At 50.8% G+C, this 17,906-nt stretch carries 10 protein-coding genes; 9 read left to right on the top strand and 1 reads right to left on the bottom strand.

What is annotated here, in order from left to right; translation table 11 throughout:
• The first annotated feature begins 13 nt into the window (after nt 1-13).
• The 8 genes from ABRS97_RS24160 (at nt 14) to ABRS97_RS24120 (ending at nt 15,824) form a co-directional block, all read left to right on the top strand.
• Nucleotides 14-7,033, top strand: coding sequence for an amino acid adenylation domain-containing protein (locus ABRS97_RS24160; RefSeq protein WP_367818270.1), 7,020 nt, complete (start codon nt 14-16; stop codon nt 7,031-7,033).
• 24 nt (nt 7,034-7,057) lie between these two features.
• The gene (locus ABRS97_RS24155; RefSeq protein ID WP_367818265.1) at nt 7,058-8,839 is read left to right on the top strand and encodes an ABC transporter ATP-binding protein; all 1,782 of its coding nucleotides are present in this window, start codon (nt 7,058-7,060) and stop codon (nt 8,837-8,839) included.
• A gap of 3 nt (nt 8,840-8,842) precedes the next feature.
• Entirely contained in the window at nt 8,843-10,624 is a 1,782-nt protein-coding gene (locus ABRS97_RS24150) for an ABC transporter ATP-binding protein (RefSeq protein ID WP_367818264.1), read from the top strand.
• Nucleotides 10,625-10,674: 50 nt separating this feature from the next.
• Nucleotides 10,675-11,961 (top strand): diaminobutyrate--2-oxoglutarate transaminase, encoded by a 1,287-nt coding sequence (gene ectB / locus ABRS97_RS24145; RefSeq protein WP_367818262.1) that lies wholly within the window; start codon nt 10,675-10,677, stop codon nt 11,959-11,961.
• A gap of 535 nt (nt 11,962-12,496) precedes the next feature.
• On the top strand, nt 12,497-13,063 hold the full coding sequence (locus tag ABRS97_RS24140) for an HAD family hydrolase (RefSeq protein WP_367818260.1): 567 nt from the start codon (nt 12,497-12,499) through the stop codon (nt 13,061-13,063).
• Between the two features lie 1,277 nt (nt 13,064-14,340).
• Nucleotides 14,341-14,766 (top strand): DMT family transporter, encoded by a 426-nt coding sequence (locus ABRS97_RS24130; protein ID WP_367818258.1) that lies wholly within the window; start codon nt 14,341-14,343, stop codon nt 14,764-14,766.
• A 27-nt stretch (nt 14,767-14,793) separates the two neighbouring features.
• Nucleotides 14,794-15,348, top strand: a complete 555-nt coding sequence (locus ABRS97_RS24125) for a Crp/Fnr family transcriptional regulator (protein WP_367818256.1) — start codon at nt 14,794-14,796, stop codon at nt 15,346-15,348.
• A gap of 20 nt (nt 15,349-15,368) precedes the next feature.
• Complete coding sequence (locus tag ABRS97_RS24120) at nt 15,369-15,824, top strand: DMT family transporter (RefSeq protein WP_367818255.1); 456 nt, start codon at nt 15,369-15,371, stop codon at nt 15,822-15,824.
• Between the two features lie 146 nt (nt 15,825-15,970).
• On the opposite strand, the gene ABRS97_RS24115 is transcribed toward ABRS97_RS24120, so the two are convergent.
• Nucleotides 15,971-16,834 (bottom strand): LysR family transcriptional regulator, encoded by an 864-nt coding sequence (locus tag ABRS97_RS24115; RefSeq protein ID WP_367818253.1) that lies wholly within the window; start codon nt 16,832-16,834, stop codon nt 15,971-15,973.
• Between the two features lie 186 nt (nt 16,835-17,020).
• Here ABRS97_RS24115 and ABRS97_RS24110 point away from each other — a divergent pair, with 186 nt between their 5' ends.
• Nucleotides 17,021-17,650 carry an NADPH-dependent F420 reductase gene (locus ABRS97_RS24110; protein ID WP_367818252.1) on the top strand — a complete coding sequence of 210 codons (630 nt, stop codon included), beginning with the start codon at nt 17,021-17,023 and terminating at the stop codon, nt 17,648-17,650.
• Nucleotides 17,651-17,906: the final 256 nt, after the last annotated feature.

Here is a 17,906-nt window from a genome sequence, read left to right as displayed (position 1 = left end):
CGAGTCGCCGACGATAGAGGCGCTGGCGCTGCATATTGCGCGAACCGACAAGGAAGCGTACTCAGCGCTGACGCCAGCAGAGCCGCGTGAGCACTATCCGGTTTCCTCTGCCCAGAAGCGGATGTTTATTTTAGGGCAATTCGAAGGCTCCGGAACGGCATACAATATGCCCGGCGTGATGTTCATCGATGGAGAGCTGAGCCTCGAAAGATTCAAACAATCGTTCAGTCGCTTGATTGAACGGCACGAATCGCTGCGAACCTCATTCTCAGTCGTAGACGGCGAGCCGGTTCAAACCGTACATGAGCATGTACCATTCGAGATAGAATATATCGATGCAACTCAAGGCCTTACAGAAATTGATCCGTTGGTGGAAGCGTTCATCCGACCATTTGATTTAGCCAAGGCGCCTCAGCTTCATGTTGGACTCATCCAACTGCAGCCCGCACGCCATCTATTCCTGTTCGATATGCACCATATTATTTCCGATGGGGTTTCGATGGCGATCCTCGTCGACGAATTCGTTCGTTTGTATCAAGACGAACCGTTGTCGGACCTGACCATTCATTACAAAGATTATGCCGTCTGGCAGAATGGGCTTTTCCAATCGGAATTCATGCAACAGCAGGAAACCTACTGGTTGTCTCAATTCCAGGGGGAGATCCCGGTGCTTGATTTGCCGACCGATTTTGCCAGACCTTCCCTTCAAAGCTTTGAGGGCGATTATTTGACTGTCGTCTCCGGGAAAGATCTGGCTGACGGACTCAAAAGACTGGCCTCCGAAACCGGAACAACGCTGTTTATGGTGCTGCTGGCGGCTTATCACGTGCTGCTATCCAAATACAGCGGGCAGGAGGACATTGCGATCGGTACGCCAATTGCCGGGCGGCCGCGCGCGGAGCTTGAACCGGTTATCGGGATGTTCGTCAACACGCTTGCGCTGCGGAACTGCTCGCAGGGCGGGCAAACGTTCAAGCAGTTTTTGGCAGCGGTGAAGGATACGACATTAAGCGCATTTGAGCATCAGGACTATCCGTTCGAATCGCTTGTAGACCAGTTAAATATGGCACGCGATCTAAGCCGCAACCCGCTGTTTGATACTTTGTTCAGCATGCAGAACATTTCTGTCGGGTCTACCCAATTGGAAGGGCTCCAATTTACACCGTATGAGACAGATAGCCGCATTGCGAAATTTGATCTTTCGATGGAAGCGACAGAAGAAGAGGAGCAAATTCGGTTTCATGTGGAATACAGCACACGGTTATTTACGAGGGAGACGATGGACAGATTGACCGGCCACTTTGTGCGGCTGCTTGATCAAATCGTAGTCAATCCCGATGCCAATCTGGCTGAAATCGAAATGCTAAGCGAGGCGGAGAAGCATCAGATCGTCCATGTATTCAACGATACCAACGTTCCGTTTGACCTCTCTGTCACGATGCCGCAGTTATTTGAGCAGAGAGCGGCGGAAATGCCGGATCGTGTTGCAATCAGCTTCGAAGGCACGAACTGGACGTACCGTGAGCTGGATGAGCAGGCCAACCGGTTAGCCCGTTACTTGCTTGTATCCGGCATGAAGCAGGAAGATTTGGCGGCTATCTTGCTGCACCGATCACCAAGAATGATTGTATGTATACTGGCGATCTGGAAGGCTGGGGGAGCTTATGTACCCATTGATCCGGATTATCCGCAGCAAAGAATTCTCGAACTGCTTGCCGATTCCGGCGCAGTCTGCCTGCTGACCGAAATGCCCTTTGTAACGCCTGACATTGAACAGCGTTATAACGGCAAGATCGTTCCCATTGATAGAGATGAAGAAGCCATCTGTCAAGCTGAGAAGGAGAACGTAACCCTTCCGGCACTCGCCTCCAGCCATCTTGCTTATGTTATTTATACATCCGGTTCAACTGGAAAACCGAAGGGCGCCATGCTGGAACATGCCGGCATGCTGAATCATATGGATGCGATGATCAGCGCCTTTCAACTGGATGAACATAGCGTCATTGCCCAGAATGCGCCGCACTGCTTTGATATTTCCGTCTGGCAGTTGGTCACGGCCTTGGTGCTTGGGGGACGGACGGCGATATACAGCAATGAACTCGTGTTGAACGTACGGGAATTCATGAACCAAGTGGCAGCAGATAAAGCGACGGTGCTGGAGATGGTCGTTTCCTATATGACCGCGATGCTGGATCAGCCAGTAGCCGTTCCCCTTCCTGATCTGCAGTATGTGCTGGTAACCGGGGAATCCATTAAACCTCCGCTGGCCCAAAGATGGTTCGAACGCTACCCGCACATTAAGCTGGTCAACGCGTACGGGCCAACCGAAGCGTCGGATGACATCACGCTGTATGTGATGGAGAATGCGCCTGAGCTGGAAACCGTGCCCATCGGCAAACCGGTGCAAAACCTGCATGTTTACATCGTTGACCCGTATATGAAACTTGTTCCGGTCGGCGTACAGGGCGAATTATGCGTATCCGGCATCGGGGTCGGGCGCGGCTATTTGAACGACCCGGAGCGAACAAGCAAAGTGTTTATGGAGGATCCATTCCGCAGCGAATCCGGGATCCGCATGTACAGGACAGGCGACTTGGCACGCTTCCTGCCTGACGGCAATCTGGCTTATGTCGGCCGGGTGGACCACCAGGTCAAGATCAGGGGCTACCGGATCGAGCTCGGTGAAATCGAGGCTATTTTGCTGAAACAAGCGGGTATCAAAGAAGCTGTCGTCATCGACCGGACGGATGCTTACAGCCAGAAGTACTTGTGTGCGTACTTCGTTTCTGACGATGACTTGCCAGTCTCGGAGCTGAAATTAAGCTTGGGCAAGGAGCTTCCAGGCTATATGGTACCGTCATATTTGGTCCAAATGGATCAGCTTCCGTTAACGCCGAACGGTAAAATCAACCGCAAAGCGCTCCCTGAACCGGATGGCCTGCACGAGCTCGACTATACGGAACCGTCCAATGAAACGGAGCGCAAGCTCTGCGTCATCTGGCAGCAAATGCTTGGCACTCCACGCATCGGGATTCACGATAACTTTTTCGAATTGGGCGGCCATTCGCTGAAAGCGATGATGCTCCTTGCGCAAATTCATCGCGAAACGAGCGTAGAAGTGCCGCTGCGCACGCTGTTTGAAAAGCCGACGGTGCAGCAGATTGCGGCGTTTATCGACCAGTCTTCCGCACAGGAGTATCACTCGATTCAGCCAACGCCTGAGCAGGAGCATTACCCGCTGTCTTCCGCGCAAAAGCGGATGTTCATTCTTCAGCAGTTCGAGGCTGACAACATCGGTTATAACATGCCGGATGTGATGCTGATTGAAGGCAAGCTGGATGTGGGCCGATTCGAGCAAGCTTACCTGGCGCTGATTGACCGGCACGAATCGCTGCGCACCTCGTTCCACACGGTAGATGGGGAGCCGAGGCAGAGGGTGCATGCCCTATCCGATCTGGAAGTCCGCCTGGAGGTGCTTCACGCTGATTCGGACGAAGCTGCCGTTCAGCTCGTTCAGTCGATCATCCGTCCGTTCAAGTTGAATGAAGCGCCATTGATTCGCGCAGCTTTGATTCGCAAGGCTGACGATCAGCATGTTTTTGTCTGCGATATGCACCATATCGTTTCCGACGGGGTGTCGAGCGGCATCATTGTGAACGATTTTGCTGCCTTGTACGCAGGCTCTGAGAGGTTGCCTACGTTGAATGTGCAGTACAAGGATTTTGCGGTATGGCAAAATGAGCTCTTCCAAAGTGGTGCCATGCAGCGGCATGAGCAGTACTGGTTAAGCAAGTTTGACGGCGAAGTGCCGCTGCTGAACCTCGCGACCGATTTCCCAAGGCCGCAAGTGAGGAGCTTCGACGGAAATTCGATCTCTTTCGGATCAGGCTCGGAGAGAATGGCGGGGCTGAACGCGTTCGCCGCAGCGCAAGGAACGACACTGTATATGGTGCTGCTCGCGGCATTCAACGTGCTGCTCGGCAAGTACTCGGGTCAAGATGAGCTTGTCGTAGGCACACCCATTGCCGGCAGACCTCATGCGGATGTGGAAAATGTCACCGGGATGTTCGTCAATACGTTAGCGCTGCGGAGCCGGCCGGAGTCCGGATTAACGTTTCAGGGCTTCGTGCAGCAAGTCAAAGAAACGTCGCTGCAGGCCTATGAACACCAGGATTATCCGTTTGAACTGCTGGTGGAGCGTCTGGGCCTGCAGAGAGATATGAGCCGAAATCCGCTGTTTGATACGATGTTTATTTTCCAAAATACCGAGGATGCCGAGATTGAACTGAACGGGCTTCAGTTCAAACCGTTCCCGCTCGAACATCATGTCGCGAAGTTCGATCTCGCGTTAACGGCTGTCGAGACAGAGGATGAGATCGGATTTAATCTGACGTTCAGCACCAGCTTGTTTCACCAAGCGACAGTCGAGCGGATGGGCCTCCATTTGTTAAACCTGATCGATAACGTGCTCACTCGTCCCGATACGCAGTTAGCTGAGCTTAACATGATAACGGAAGAAGAGCGTTCGCAATTGGCGTTGTTCAATGCGACTCAGACCGATGTGCTGCCAGGCAAAACGCTGCACGGACTGTTTGAGGATCAGGCGGCGCTGACTCCGGAGCAGCCTGCCGTTATCTTCGCCGAGCAGCAGTTGACCTATGCGGAGCTGAATGAGGCGGCCAACCGGCTGGCCAGGACACTGAGGGATATGGGTGTCGGTCCGGAAGCGCGTGTCGGCATTATGGCCGGCCGCTCGCTGGAACTGATCGTCGGCATCATGGCGATACTGAAAGCCGGCGGCGCCTATGTGCCGATTGATCCGCAGTATCCGCAGGAGCGGATTCGCTACTTGCTTGCGGATAGCGGCACAACTATCGTGTTGACGCAAGAGCGGCTGTTAGCGGGCTTGAGCGAGGACGTAAGGGCCGCCTTCGATGGTAAGTGGCTGGATCTGAACGACGATCAGCTCTACGCGGCCAACGGATCCAATTTGGAGCAAATCAACGCAATGACGGATTTGGCCTACATCATTTATACATCGGGCACGACGGGGAACCCGAAAGGCGTTATGGTCGAGCATCGCAGCATCACGGGCAATCTCCTGTGGAGGAAGTCGGAATACGCACTGAGCACAGACGACAACGTATTGCAGCTGTTCTCATTTGCTTTTGACGGCTTTGTGACCAGCTTTTTCACCCCGATATTGGCGGGGTCCACGGTTGTCCTGCCGCAAGAAGATGAGGCGAGAGACCCTTTCGCGATCAAAAAGCACATCGCAAAGCACGGTATCACCCACTTTATCAGCGTACCAAGCCTGTACTCGGCGCTGCTTGATTGCATGAGCACCGAAGAAGGAGACTCGCTGCGCATCATTACTGTTGCGGGCGAGAAGGTGAATAAGCAGGTGATCGAGCGAAGCAAACAGCTCTTCCCGCACATCGAGCTTGTGAATGAGTACGGTCCTACGGAGAGCAGCGTCGTCGCCACATTCCTGCGTGATCTGGCGCCGGATAAGGACATTACAATCGGTCGGCCGATTGCAAACACACAGGTCTACATTGTGAATGAGACCCATCATCATATGCAGCCGATCGGCATCATTGGCGAGCTTTGCATCGCGGGGGACGGTTTGGCCCGCGGATATTTGAATCGTGAAGACCTGACTTCGGAGAAATTTATTATCAATCCTTTCACATCCGGGGAAGGCGCAAGCGAACGATTATACAAAACGGGCGATCTAGCCCGCTGGCTGCCTGAGGGTACGATCGAATACATCGGCCGTCTCGACGAACAGGTGAAAATCAGGGGCTACCGGATCGAACTCGAAGACATCGAAGCTGTACTGCTTCGCCATGAACAGGTGCAGGAAGCGGTCGTCGTAACGGTGGAGTTGAGCGGGGAAAAGGCGCTCAGCGCGTACATTGTCGCTGACGAGAGCCTTTACTTGCCAGAGCTGAGAAGCTATCTTTCCTCTGGGCTGCCAGCTTACATGATGCCGAGCTATATCGTCCGTATGGACGCGATGCCGCTGACTCCGAACGGTAAGCTGGATAAAAAAGCGCTGCCGAAGCCGGATGAGAGCGCCTTGGCTCGCGCAGCTTATGTCGCCCCTCGGAATGTGACCGAAGAACGGCTCGCCGTCATCTGGCAGGAGATTCTTGGACTGGAGCAAGTCGGTGTTCACGACAGCTTCTTCGAAATCGGCGGCCATTCGCTGAAAGCTGCGCTGCTGGTCACGCGAGTTTTCGAGTCGCTGCGGGAGGAAGTGCCGCTGCACTATGTTTTCCAGCATCCAACTGTGGAAAAAATGGCGGAATACGTGGATTCCAAAGAGCTGAGAATCGATTTCAACCAACCGATTACTTTATTGAACCGGAAAACGGATCATCCTGTATTCTGCTTCCCGCCTGTCGGAGGTTTCGGTTTTGTGTTTAAAGAGATCGCTGACCATTTGGACTCGCATGCGCTCTATGCTCTCGATTTTATTGAAACCGAGGATCGGTTGGAGCGCTACATCGAACTTGTAACCCGTGTTCAAGCGGAAGGCCCTTATGTCTTTATGGGTTACTCCGCCGGCGGCAATCTCATGTTTGAACTGGCGAAAGCGATGGAGGCGAAGGGGTACGAAGTATCGGATCTGATCATGCTGGATGCGTCCAGGAAAAGCAAAGTCATCCGCCAATCGGAGAAGACAGTGGCTAAAGAAATCGATGCCTTGGTGAAGGAAGCGGAGTCTAGCGAAAAGTATGAAGATTATGTTAGAAACGAAGGGTTCAAAACCACGGTGATTCAAAAAATGAGGAGCTATATGGTCTATTTGAATGGGCTGCAAAATAGCGGAACGGTACGCGCAAACATCCACCTTGTACACGATATCCATTCAAGCAGCAAACCTGGCAGCAGCACTGCATGGAATCAATCAACAGCTGCGCAATACCGTCTCTATGCAGGAGCAGGCCCTCATGAAGACATGCTGGATGCGCCTTACGCCGCAAAAAATGCGGAGATCGTGAAGAGGATTTTAGCTCAGTAACCCGCAATGAAGAGGAGCGATACTTTGGCTAGTCGAAAAAGCAAGTCGCAGCCGCCTAGGCCGAAGCCGATTTTCTTTCGGTTAATTGCCTATATGAAGCCATACAGCTTTTGGGTTCTTTTGACGATCATAACCTCGCTCATGGCTGCGGGCGTCGATATCGGGTTGGGGAAGCTGATTGAGCAAATGGTTGACGGCTCTTCGCGTGCCTTGCTGTACTCCGCTGGGCTGATTGCCGCAATGGCGCTGGTCGGGTTGATCTCGAAGTATTTGATCAAATATGCGTCAACCCGATTTAGCTCCTATGCGCTGCGCGATTTGCGCAATGCGGCTGCGAACCATTTGGAGAACCTGCCGGTTTCCACGGTAGAAAAGCAGCAATCGGGTGACATCGTCTCCCGCTTGACGAACGATACGATGGTCCTGCAAACATTTTTTACCCATCATTTTGCCAATCTCTTTTACATGCCGGTCGTCTTGGTATGCGCACTAACGATACTTCTGGTTACGAGCTGGAAGCTGATCCTGTTCAGCCTGATTCTTCTGCCGGTCGGCATTGCCGTCACCGCCATCTTGAGCAGGCCAATCTCCCGCTATTCCGAGCAGCTTCAGGAACGATTGGGCGCAGCAAACGCGGTCACCCAGGATTTGATAGGCGGCATTCCGATGGTCAAAGCGTTTAACAGGCAGATCACGTTGTTTGAGACGTACAGCAAAGTCATCGGGCAGGTTCTATCCAAGAGCCTGCAGTTGGAAAAGCGCCGTGCGCTCATGTCCCCGGTCAGCATCCTGCTGCTGTCGTCACCGCTCGTTCTTATGGTCGCTGTCGGCGGCTACTTGATTGAGCATGGCGAGCTGACATCGGGCAATATCATTATTTTCTTGTATATGTTTTCGTTTGTCCTTCAGCCCATCTCGATGATCCCGGTGCTCTCTGCTCAGGTGCAGGAAGTAACCGGGGCAGCCAGCCGGCTGTTCGAAGTGCTTGATATGCCGCTGGAGCCGGACATTCAGCCTATCAAAGAGGTCGATCTGGAAGCGGTGCCCATCGAATTTGAAAACGTCACGTTCTCCTATGAAGGGCAATCGAATGTGCTGAACGGATTGAGCTTCGGGCTGCCCAAACGACAGACCATCGCGCTCGTAGGCTCAAGCGGCTGCGGAAAAAGCACGCTGTTCAAACTGCTTTGCGGCTTTTACGAGGTGATGCCGGGCAGCGGTACGATCAAGGTGCTCGGCCGCCCTCTGCAGGAATGGAGTCTGGAGCAACTGCGCAGCCACATCTCGCTCGTTTCCCAGGATACCCACTTGTTTCCCGGCACGATCGCCGAGAACATCGGATTCGGCAACCTGAAAGCTACCCGCGATGATATCGTTCGAGTCGCGAAAGAAGCGAATGCGCATGATTTCATTATGCAGCAGCCGGAGGGGTACGAAACGGTCCTCGGCGAGAGGGGATCGTTGTCAGGCGGGCAAAAGCAGCGAATCGCCATTGCGCGCGCACTGCTCAAGGATGCGCCGATTCTGCTGCTGGATGAACCGACCTCCGCGCTTGATTCCCACTCCGAAGCAATCGTTCAGGAGGCGATCGATCGGGTGATGAAGGACCGCTCCGTGCTTGTTATCACACATCGTCTGTCAACGATCCATCATGCAGATTGTGTCATGTATATGAGCGATGGGCAGGTTGTGGAGTGCGGCACGCATGAGGAGCTAATCCGCAGCAACGGCCCGTACAGAAAGTTGTATTTTAAACAGTTTATGCTGCAAGAAGGCACTGACAGCGCGAACAGAGAGGGGGCTTAGGAGATGTTCCTAAGGCAGTCCTACAAGGAATTCAAACGCTTGATGTCTTTTATGCAGCCGCGCCGCAAAACGTATTATATCGGATTATTCGGGGATAGCATCAGCAACGCCAGCATCTCAATCCTGATTTCATTTGTTATTCAATATTTGCTTGACTTTTCTGTGCATCGCGATATGGCGACGCTTATGAGGGCGGTTTGGCTTATGGGCGGCACCTTCGTCATGCTAAGTGTGCTTTCCCCGTTATTCAGCTATATGTATCACCGCTGCGTAAAGCAAACGATGGCCGAAATCCGGCTGCACGTTTTTGGGCGGTTGGGACGGCTGCCGCAGCGTTTCTATGAAGCCCATCATTCCGGGGATATCGTATCGCGCACGACGAATGATATGCAGTTGATGGAGCAAACGTTCACTGAGCATATGAAATCGATCATTGTAGAATGCCTGACCTTGATCGGCTCCCTGACCGTCATGTTTGTGCTTGACTGGCGGCTCGCCTTGGTGTTGCTGGCGCTGGGCCTGTTGTCCGTCTTGATCAATACGCGCTTTGCGCGCCCTTTGCGGCAAATCAGCGACCGGTATCAGGAGCAAGCGGGCGGCTTAACCGAGCGGTTATCCGATCTGCTTGCCGGTCTGCAAGTCATCAAAATGTTTTCGCTGCATCGTACGGTTACGAAGCGTTACTACGATATGAATGGCGAAGTTACAGCCTCCGCGATGAAGCAGGGGCATCAAACGGGTCTGCTGGAGGCTGCCAATTTCCTCATTAATTTCTTGAGCTTGGGCGGGATGCTTGTCGTCGGGATTCTCATGTATGCGCAGCATATGATCGAGCTCGGCGTTCTAGGGCAAATCATCCAGCTGCAAACCGGCGTTTCAATGGTATTTTTGCAGCTCGGCAGCATCGTTTCGCTCATTCAGCATTCGTTCGCGGGCGCTGCTCGGGTATACGAGCTGCTGGATGAACCGGCAGAGCCGGACCGGTATGTGTCTGCCCATGCGGACGCTAGCTCGCAGGCGGCAACGCCAAGCGCCGAATTAGAAATGAGCGGCGTTATCTTCGGCTATGGCAAGGCTGCGCCCGTTCTAAACGGGAGCACGCTCTCCGTGGAGAAAGATCAGGTAGTTGCGCTCGTAGGCGCAAGCGGCAGCGGCAAAAGCACAGTCATGAAGCTGTTTCTCGGCTTCTATCCGCCCACGGGCGGAACGATCCGCATACTTGGCAAGCCGCTTGGTCATTATACGCTTGCTGAACTCAGGGAGCTGACTGCGTATGTTCCACAGGATCCATATTTGTTTCACGGCACAATTGGCGATAACATCCGTTTCGGGAAACCGGATGCCTCGGATGAAGAGTTGAAGGCTGCGGCGGTTGCCGCTTATGCGCATGATTTCATTACGGAACTGCCAGAGGGCTACGAGACGATGGTCGGCGAGCGGGGCGCTTCGCTATCCGGCGGGCAGCGCCAGCGAATTGCCATTGCCCGGGCTCTTCTCAAAGACGCCCCGATACTCCTGCTTGATGAGGCTACCTCTGCATTGGATGCTGAATCCGAGTTTTGGGTACAAAGGGCTTTACATACATTGATGAAAAACAGGACGACGCTGATGATTGCGCATCGGCTGTCGACAGTCGAGCAAGCAGACATCATCTATGTTATGGATCAAGGCGTCGTCAAGGAAAAGGGCAGCCACGAACAGCTTTTATCGAACGAAGGTTTATATGCCAAGCTGTATCGGCAGCAATCGCACAAAGAGCACGAGGCGGAAGCAGTCACCGCTTAAAGCGCAAGGCGTTTTCATACAAATATTTCAAATCGAAGAGGAGTGAGTTTATGTCTATTTTTGAAAAAATGGAATCAAATGTGCGATCCTACTGCAGGTCTTTTCCCGATGTGTTCACCAAAGCGAAGGGGTCCTTGTTGTACGCCGAATCAGGAAGAGCGTATATTGATTTTTTCGCGGGCGCGGGCGCTTTGAATTACGGCCACAATAATGATTACATCAAAAGAAAGCTGGTCGATTACTTGGAATCGGACGGCGTATCCCATGGCCTCGATATGTATACCTCAGCGAAAGAAACCTTCCTGCATACATTTTCGGAACTCATTTTGAAGCCAAGAGAGCTTGACTATAAAGTTCAATTTTGCGGGCCGACAGGTACGAATGCGGTGGAAGCGGCACTAAAGCTGGCTCGCAAAGTGAAAGGACGCTCGGGCATTTTCTCCTTTATGGGCGCCTTTCACGGCATGTCGCTTGGCAGCTTGTCGGTAACCAGCAACTTGTACCACAGATTGGCAGCCGGGACTGATTTGCACAATGTATCCTTTATGCCTTTTCCAACCGGCTATATGAATACATTTGACACCATCCATTATATCGATGAGGTATTGACCGATGACCATTCAGGCATCGATAAGCCGGCGGCCATTATTTTTGAAACCGTGCAAGCGGAAGGCGGCCTGAACGAAGCGCCGATCGAATGGATGCAGCGCCTTCGAGAACTATGCGATCGCCACGACATTTTGCTCATTTGCGATGAAATTCAGGTAGGCTGCTCCCGCACGGGTCCCTTTTTCTCATTTGAACGGGCAGGCATCGTGCCGGATATCGTCGTACTGTCCAAATCGATCAGCGGCTATGGACTTCCCATGGCGATTACCCTGTTAAAACCGGAATTGGATGTGTGGGGCCCAGGAGAGCATACGGGAACCTTCCGCGGTAACCAACTTGCATTCGTAGGCGCAACAGCGGCGTTGGAGTATAGAGAGCAGGTTAACCTGGAAGCCGAGGTTCATAAGAAAGGAAAATACGTCTGCCGGTTTTTGCAGGAGCATATCGCTCCGATAAGCGAAGATATCCAGATTCGGGGAATGGGTCTGCTCTGGGGTGTCGATGTATCCGCAAGCACGCATGCTAACATTTCCAAAGAAATTGCCACGCGCTGTTACGAGTTGGGGCTTATTCTGGAAAGGGTTGGCCGTCAGGACTCCGTCATCAAGCTGATGCCGCCGTTAACGATTTCCATGGAGGAGCTGGAGGCGGGCTGCAACATACTGAAACAGTCGGTTAAGGAATGTTTCGAGAGATACGGCGCAAAGGAACATGCTTTAACGCAATAACCGAAAGATGAGAAGACCACGACGATACGGTGATTCCGATGAGAATTAAAAATAAAGGCATTATCATTGGCTATCTGGGCTTAGCTATTCTTGCCATTAATCTTGCAGCATGTCTCGTTCTGAAGCTTAAGATTGTTTCGCCCAATGAATGCCTAGTGAATGCACTAGCAGTATTGTTGATTGCCTTATTCTTGTGGCCTTTCGCATCTGTCTCCGCTTTAATTTTCGCTTCCCATCATCTCAATAAATTGAAAGCACGGTTTAAGGATAGGGACTGCATGGAGACAAGCACGCATGCGTGCATTAGACATAACCAGTTGAAAAGTATTTCAATTAATGCTGTATTTTTAGTAACCGATTGTCTGTTTGTTATATGGTTGCTTATCTCTATCTGGAATGCTGTATTGAGCGTATGAAAACCGCGGGAAAAGGTCCTGATTCCAACTCAGGGCCTTTTTCTTGTATGCTGTCCAGCGTTTACTTCTGCGATGGATCCAATTAAAATGAGAGAAAAGTTAGCCAAAGAGGTGCTCATATGACGATCAAAACCCAACTCGTTCTCGATGTCGGGGGAGTACTAGGTACGAATTTAACTCATTTCTGGCATGAGCTTGCTGCATCCGCCTCTCTAACCTACGAGGAAGTACGCCTGCGCTACAAGCAGGAGCTGCGAGACAAGCTCTGGACCGGAGAGATCACCGAACCGGGTTTCTTTGAATGGGCCTGCTCCGTGCAGACTTCCATGGAAGCGTCTCAAGCACGCAGCCTGATGCTTTCCTGCCTGCAGCCGCTTCCCGCGTATGAACGGCTGCCGTCTTGGAGCAAGACCTACGACCTGCACATTCTAAGCAACCACCGGTCTGAATGGTTAGTTCCCTTCCTTGCGCCAGTGCGGCCTTACCTGCGAACCGTCACCATCTCCAGTGAAGCCGGGTTTGCGAAGCCATCCCCGGACATCTACCGGCTCGCTTCCGCTGGTTTTCCTGAAGGGGCGCCCGTTGTCTTTGTTGACGATGCCGAGCACAACCTGACCGCTGCAAAGGCTCATGGTTGGCAAACCGTCCTCGCCGACCCCGAAGGCCATTGGATTCAACAGATTTAAATTGATAAAACCCACTCGGATTTCAGGTCTCTTTTTCCAAAAACTGCGTAGAATCGGACGACTTTGCTCCTCCTCTTCCATCCGTTCAAGAATTGAAGGTTTGCTTGATGCGTTTGCGGACCCTAATGTCAAAGGGATTCTAACGGCAATTGGAGGGTCTAAGTCCAACTAATTACTCAGCTAATCCAAAACACTTATGCGGATTTTCAGATATAACTGCATTGTGAAGCGCGACCTATACAAAGACAGGATTACTAGGTAAAGGAGCGGCCCGAGGCTGCTCCTTTTTTTCTTTTACAAATGTTTAAATCTTCTACAGAACTAAAGCGTTAGGGGTACACATTTCTAGCAGAAAGCATATGTCGTCAGGTGTGTATGTGACGAGCTCGCAGAGCGGAGAGATCCCACACGCATCGTGTGGTACGAGCATTTGACAGGATGGACGCAGACGATCCGGAGGTGCCGCAGCAGTTTGGATCCCCCATATCGCCTAGACGCGATAGATTGTCTATTTGCACGGGTGAGCGGAACGTGGGTGCGATCCGGAAGTGCCGCAGCAGTTTGGATCCCCCATATCGCCTCGATCTGAGATAGATCGTCTATTTGCACAGGTGAGCGGAACGTGGGTGCGTTAAGAGGCGGTATTTTCGGTTGTAGGGACGTTTCGCGGAACTACGGTGCCTTATGAGCAGGAAATGCTGGGTTCTAGGCACAGTTTCGCTCATTTAACGCACCCTAGTTCCTCTTCAGGGGGAGAAAAGGGACGTGAGCGTGGAATAAGGCATCGTAGTTCCGTCGATATCGCTGTGCATGGGAAGTTGGCGATCCGGTGGCACCTCCTCGGGCGCGCTTTTTGTCGCCACCGCATGGCGGCTGTCACACGTTTTCTTGCGAAGCTTGCGAAGGCGAAATGCACCCGGAATCTTACAGGGGGCTCCATGGATAGGAATACCGAATCGAGGATCGGTTAGGAAAAAGAGAAGTGGAAGGCAGCTCAAAGTAGAATAGAGGGAATGGGTGTGGGGTGGAGAAGCGTTAGCGTCCGTATTTGAAATCGTCTTATTACCGCTAAGTAAATTCAATAAAAAGACGATTTCAAGAAACGGTCGGAATCCCACACCCAGTTCCCTCCCCATACTCAACCGTATGGGTTTAGACAAGGACCTGAGGCACAGCCGCAGATTTTCTCCAGGATCTGTTAAGGACATATGTCCTTTCTAATAAGCCTGACCATGTCATTTAATGGTAGAAAGATCTATATGCAGGGAGAGAGAATAATGAGAGGGAGCTTGTTCGCGTTTATAGGTGGAGCCTGCTTAACTCTGCAAGGTGTAGCCAATTCTCGGATTAGCCAAGATATTGGCATTTGGCAAGCGGCGACGATTACGCAGTTAACTGGATTCCTTGTAGCCGGAATGATCCTGATGTTCGTCCGGGATGCTAATTGGTTGAAGCTTAAGCAAGTAAAACCGGTGTATGCGACGGGCGGCGCTTTTGCGGCGGTCATTATTTTCAGCAATGTCACGGCAATTCATCAAATTGGTGTTACACTTGCCATATCTGCTCTGCTGATTGCCCAGTTGAGTCTGACTTTTTTTATTGATAGTCAGGGATGGTTCGGCATTACGAAGCAAAAGATGAGATTGCCGCAGTTCATCGGCATCGGGATGATGATAGCGGGTGTGGTGATATTAAGGTTTTGATCGGAAGGATGGAGGCGGAATCTAGTTATGAAAGAATTGAAAGATCGTGAGTTGCTGCTTCATTACTTGCACGCTCACGGCATCGAAAACAAATTTAATGAGCAAATCATGCCGCATTTGTCGCTGTACCTGTTTCATCAAGGCGAAGCCATCTGCTCCCAAGGAGAACCTTCACAATACCTTTACGTACTTGTTAAAGGGAAGGTTAAAATTTATACCACCTCGCTGGATGGGAAAACACTTATTCTTTCTTTTAAAACACCACTTGATCTCATCGGAGACATTGAATATATCCAAGGTATTGACATTATGAATACGGTCGAGGCTGTATCGGTGGAAGTGCGGTTAGCAAGTTATCTATTGTCTGTCTCTTTCGATGAATCCGATTGCCGCTTTCAGGGGCAATTCAACACAGCCACTCTAAGGGATGTGGCGAATTTAATCGGAACCAGTTATAGGCATCTGAATCGGGTTATTCAACTCTTTTGTAAAGAGGGCCTGATTGCCCGTAATCGAGGATTCATCCTTGTTAAGGACAGAGACGGATTAAGAGCCTTGGCAAATCATAATATTTACGAATAGCAAAAGGAGGAGAAAAAGCAATGATTCTTGGACTGCTATTAGCGGTTATCGCGGGTTCGCTGGTCAGTTTGCAAAATATATTCAACAGCAAGGTGAATGAGCGGGCGGGATCTTGGACAACGACGACATTAGTGCTGGGCCTCGGATTCCTTGCTTCATTAACGATCGGTCTCATGATGGATGGGGAACGTATGTTTGTATTACGAAATATGGAGCCCTGGTACTGGTTCAGCGGCATGATCGGCGTTGGTGTAGTCATCTGTCTGGTGCAGGGCATGAAGCGGCTTGGTCCAACGTATGCAATTTCTATCGCGCTGACCTCACAGCTCGGCTTTGCTTTATTGTGGGACTCGTTAGGCTGGTTAGGTCTGGACAAGGTTCCTTTTACGCTCAACAAGTTGATAGGTGTGCTGGTAATTGCTGGCGGCATTTTGGTATTTAAATTAGGCGGTGTACGCGGGAAGCAGCGCTTCTAGCCTCGGTACAGGAGTCAATAGGGGCGTGATCAGTCATCCATGAAAATTGCCTGGGAAATATTTTGCGCAACTGTAAAGTCAATGCTATCAAATGATAGAGAAATATATGGAATTATTTGTAAATTCAAATAGAACCATACGAAGGGCTAATAGATGAACTGTTTTTTAAGATCACGAAGCAATCGCTTCCCCGTTGTTTCGCTTAATGCAAGGAGTGTAATTGTACGGCATGCTTGTGGATGAGCGATAGGAATTGCTTTTAAAAGAGGGTTGCTGATAGGAGCCGCAATCATTTCGGGAACAATGCTGATTCCGGCGCCAGCAGCCACATAGCCAAGGATAAAATCGCCAAAAGGAATCTCGGTTTTCATACACGGACTCATTCCCAGCTCAGCATAAAGCGAGGTCACGCATTTGCGAATGCTGCAAGCAGGCGGGTACATAATCAGGGGTTCATTTTTGATGTGTTCCAAGGTTAAAGCGCTGCATGTGGATAGGGGATGACTACTGGGTAGAATGACATAAAATGGCTCGGTAAACAGCTCCCTGCTCCAGAAAAAGCCGGATTCGAACTGCGCATCTACGATGGCTGCATCGATGGTATGGACACGGAGCATGTCCACTAATTGTTCGGAAGTGTACTGAACAGTGAGGCCTATTTGAACACCTTTGGATTCCAAGTCGAAAATAGCCTTTGGCACATAGTGCGCTGACAAGCTGGGGAGTGTCCCCAGCTTTATTTTTTTGCTGCCCGTTAAGGCGTGAATGTCCTCCTGAATTGCTTTGAGCTCGGAGAGAATAGGAGGAATGCGCTCATATAGCAGCTTTCCAGCTTCCGTCAGCTCAACACCGGCAGCAGATCGGATGAATAAGGCTGTCCCGTAAAAATCTTCCATTTTGCGTATCTGTTTGCTCAATGCAGGATGAGAGAGGTTAAGTTGGTGACTGGCTTTGGCTATACTCTTAAGTCGTGCTGTTTCTAAGAAACTTGTAAACATATCCAAATTCATTGGTAGGCACCTCGCTGTCATGAACATCTTTATACAAGCTTATCATACTCCGGCATTTAGGGGTGAAACGAGTGGTTGCACCCCTGCAATTTTCCTGACATTCCCCTGTTCCTCTCCAATTGGTACGATGTCCTCAGGCAGTAGAGAAGCCATTGTCTATGATTAGTTTTGAGGGAGGCATCAACAATGAAGATTAGTGTAATCGGAACAGGACGTATGGGGAAAGGGTTAGTCAACGTGCTGAGCCCTTTTGTCCAGGAACTGATGTGGGGGTCGCGCTCCATTGAAAAAGTGACTGGCCTTGTGAAAGTAGGCAAGTATGAATTTGTTAAGCCGGTTGAGCTTACAGAAGCCCTTCAAGCGGATATGATTATTCATTCTTTATGGTTTCGGGATTTGCAGCCCTGGGCCGCAGCGAATAAAACAAGACTCGCCGGCAAAATCCTCGTGGATATCGCGAATCCATTCACCGAGGATTTCAATGCTTTCACATTGCCTTGGGGAACCTCAGCCGCAGAAGAGATGCAGCGCCTGCTTCCACATACAACTGTTGTCGGCGCGTTCAAGAATACGTTTTATAAAGTGCTGGAGGAACCGATTTATCAAGACCAGCAGAGTGATATCTATGTAACTGGAGACGATGAATCAGCCAAGAAAATCGTTATGGATGTATTTGATCCACTTCCATTTCGTGTTCTTGACGGCGGAGGGCTGATCAATAATCGGACGATTGAAAGAATGACGCTTTTCGAGCGGGAACTGGCTATTCGCTATGGGTGTTATCCTTATATTTCTTTTCGCATGTTTGGTATCTAAAATAACCGAACCAAAGCGGAATATGTGGAGGTCTTCGTAAAAGGGCATCAGATCTATAACCTCTTGTACAGCAAAGCTTTGAGCAATAAAGAGCTGTAAATGCATTAGAGCAGTTGTTTCTTGCAGACTAGCAAGAGCAGCCGCTCTTTTTTGGCTGAGAGTTAGCCATCTGAAAAACCTTAATAAACCCTACCATTTATCTTAAGTTTACCGCTTTCAATGCTTACCTATTTTCCTTATGATAAATTTACCAACT

It is taken from the genome of Paenibacillus tabacirhizosphaerae (assembly GCF_040812395.1).
GTDB lineage: Bacteria > Bacillota > Bacilli > Paenibacillales > NBRC-103111 > Paenibacillus_E.
The sequence above is the reverse complement of the archived record's forward strand: the minus strand, read 5'-3'. Positions and strand labels throughout refer to the sequence as shown.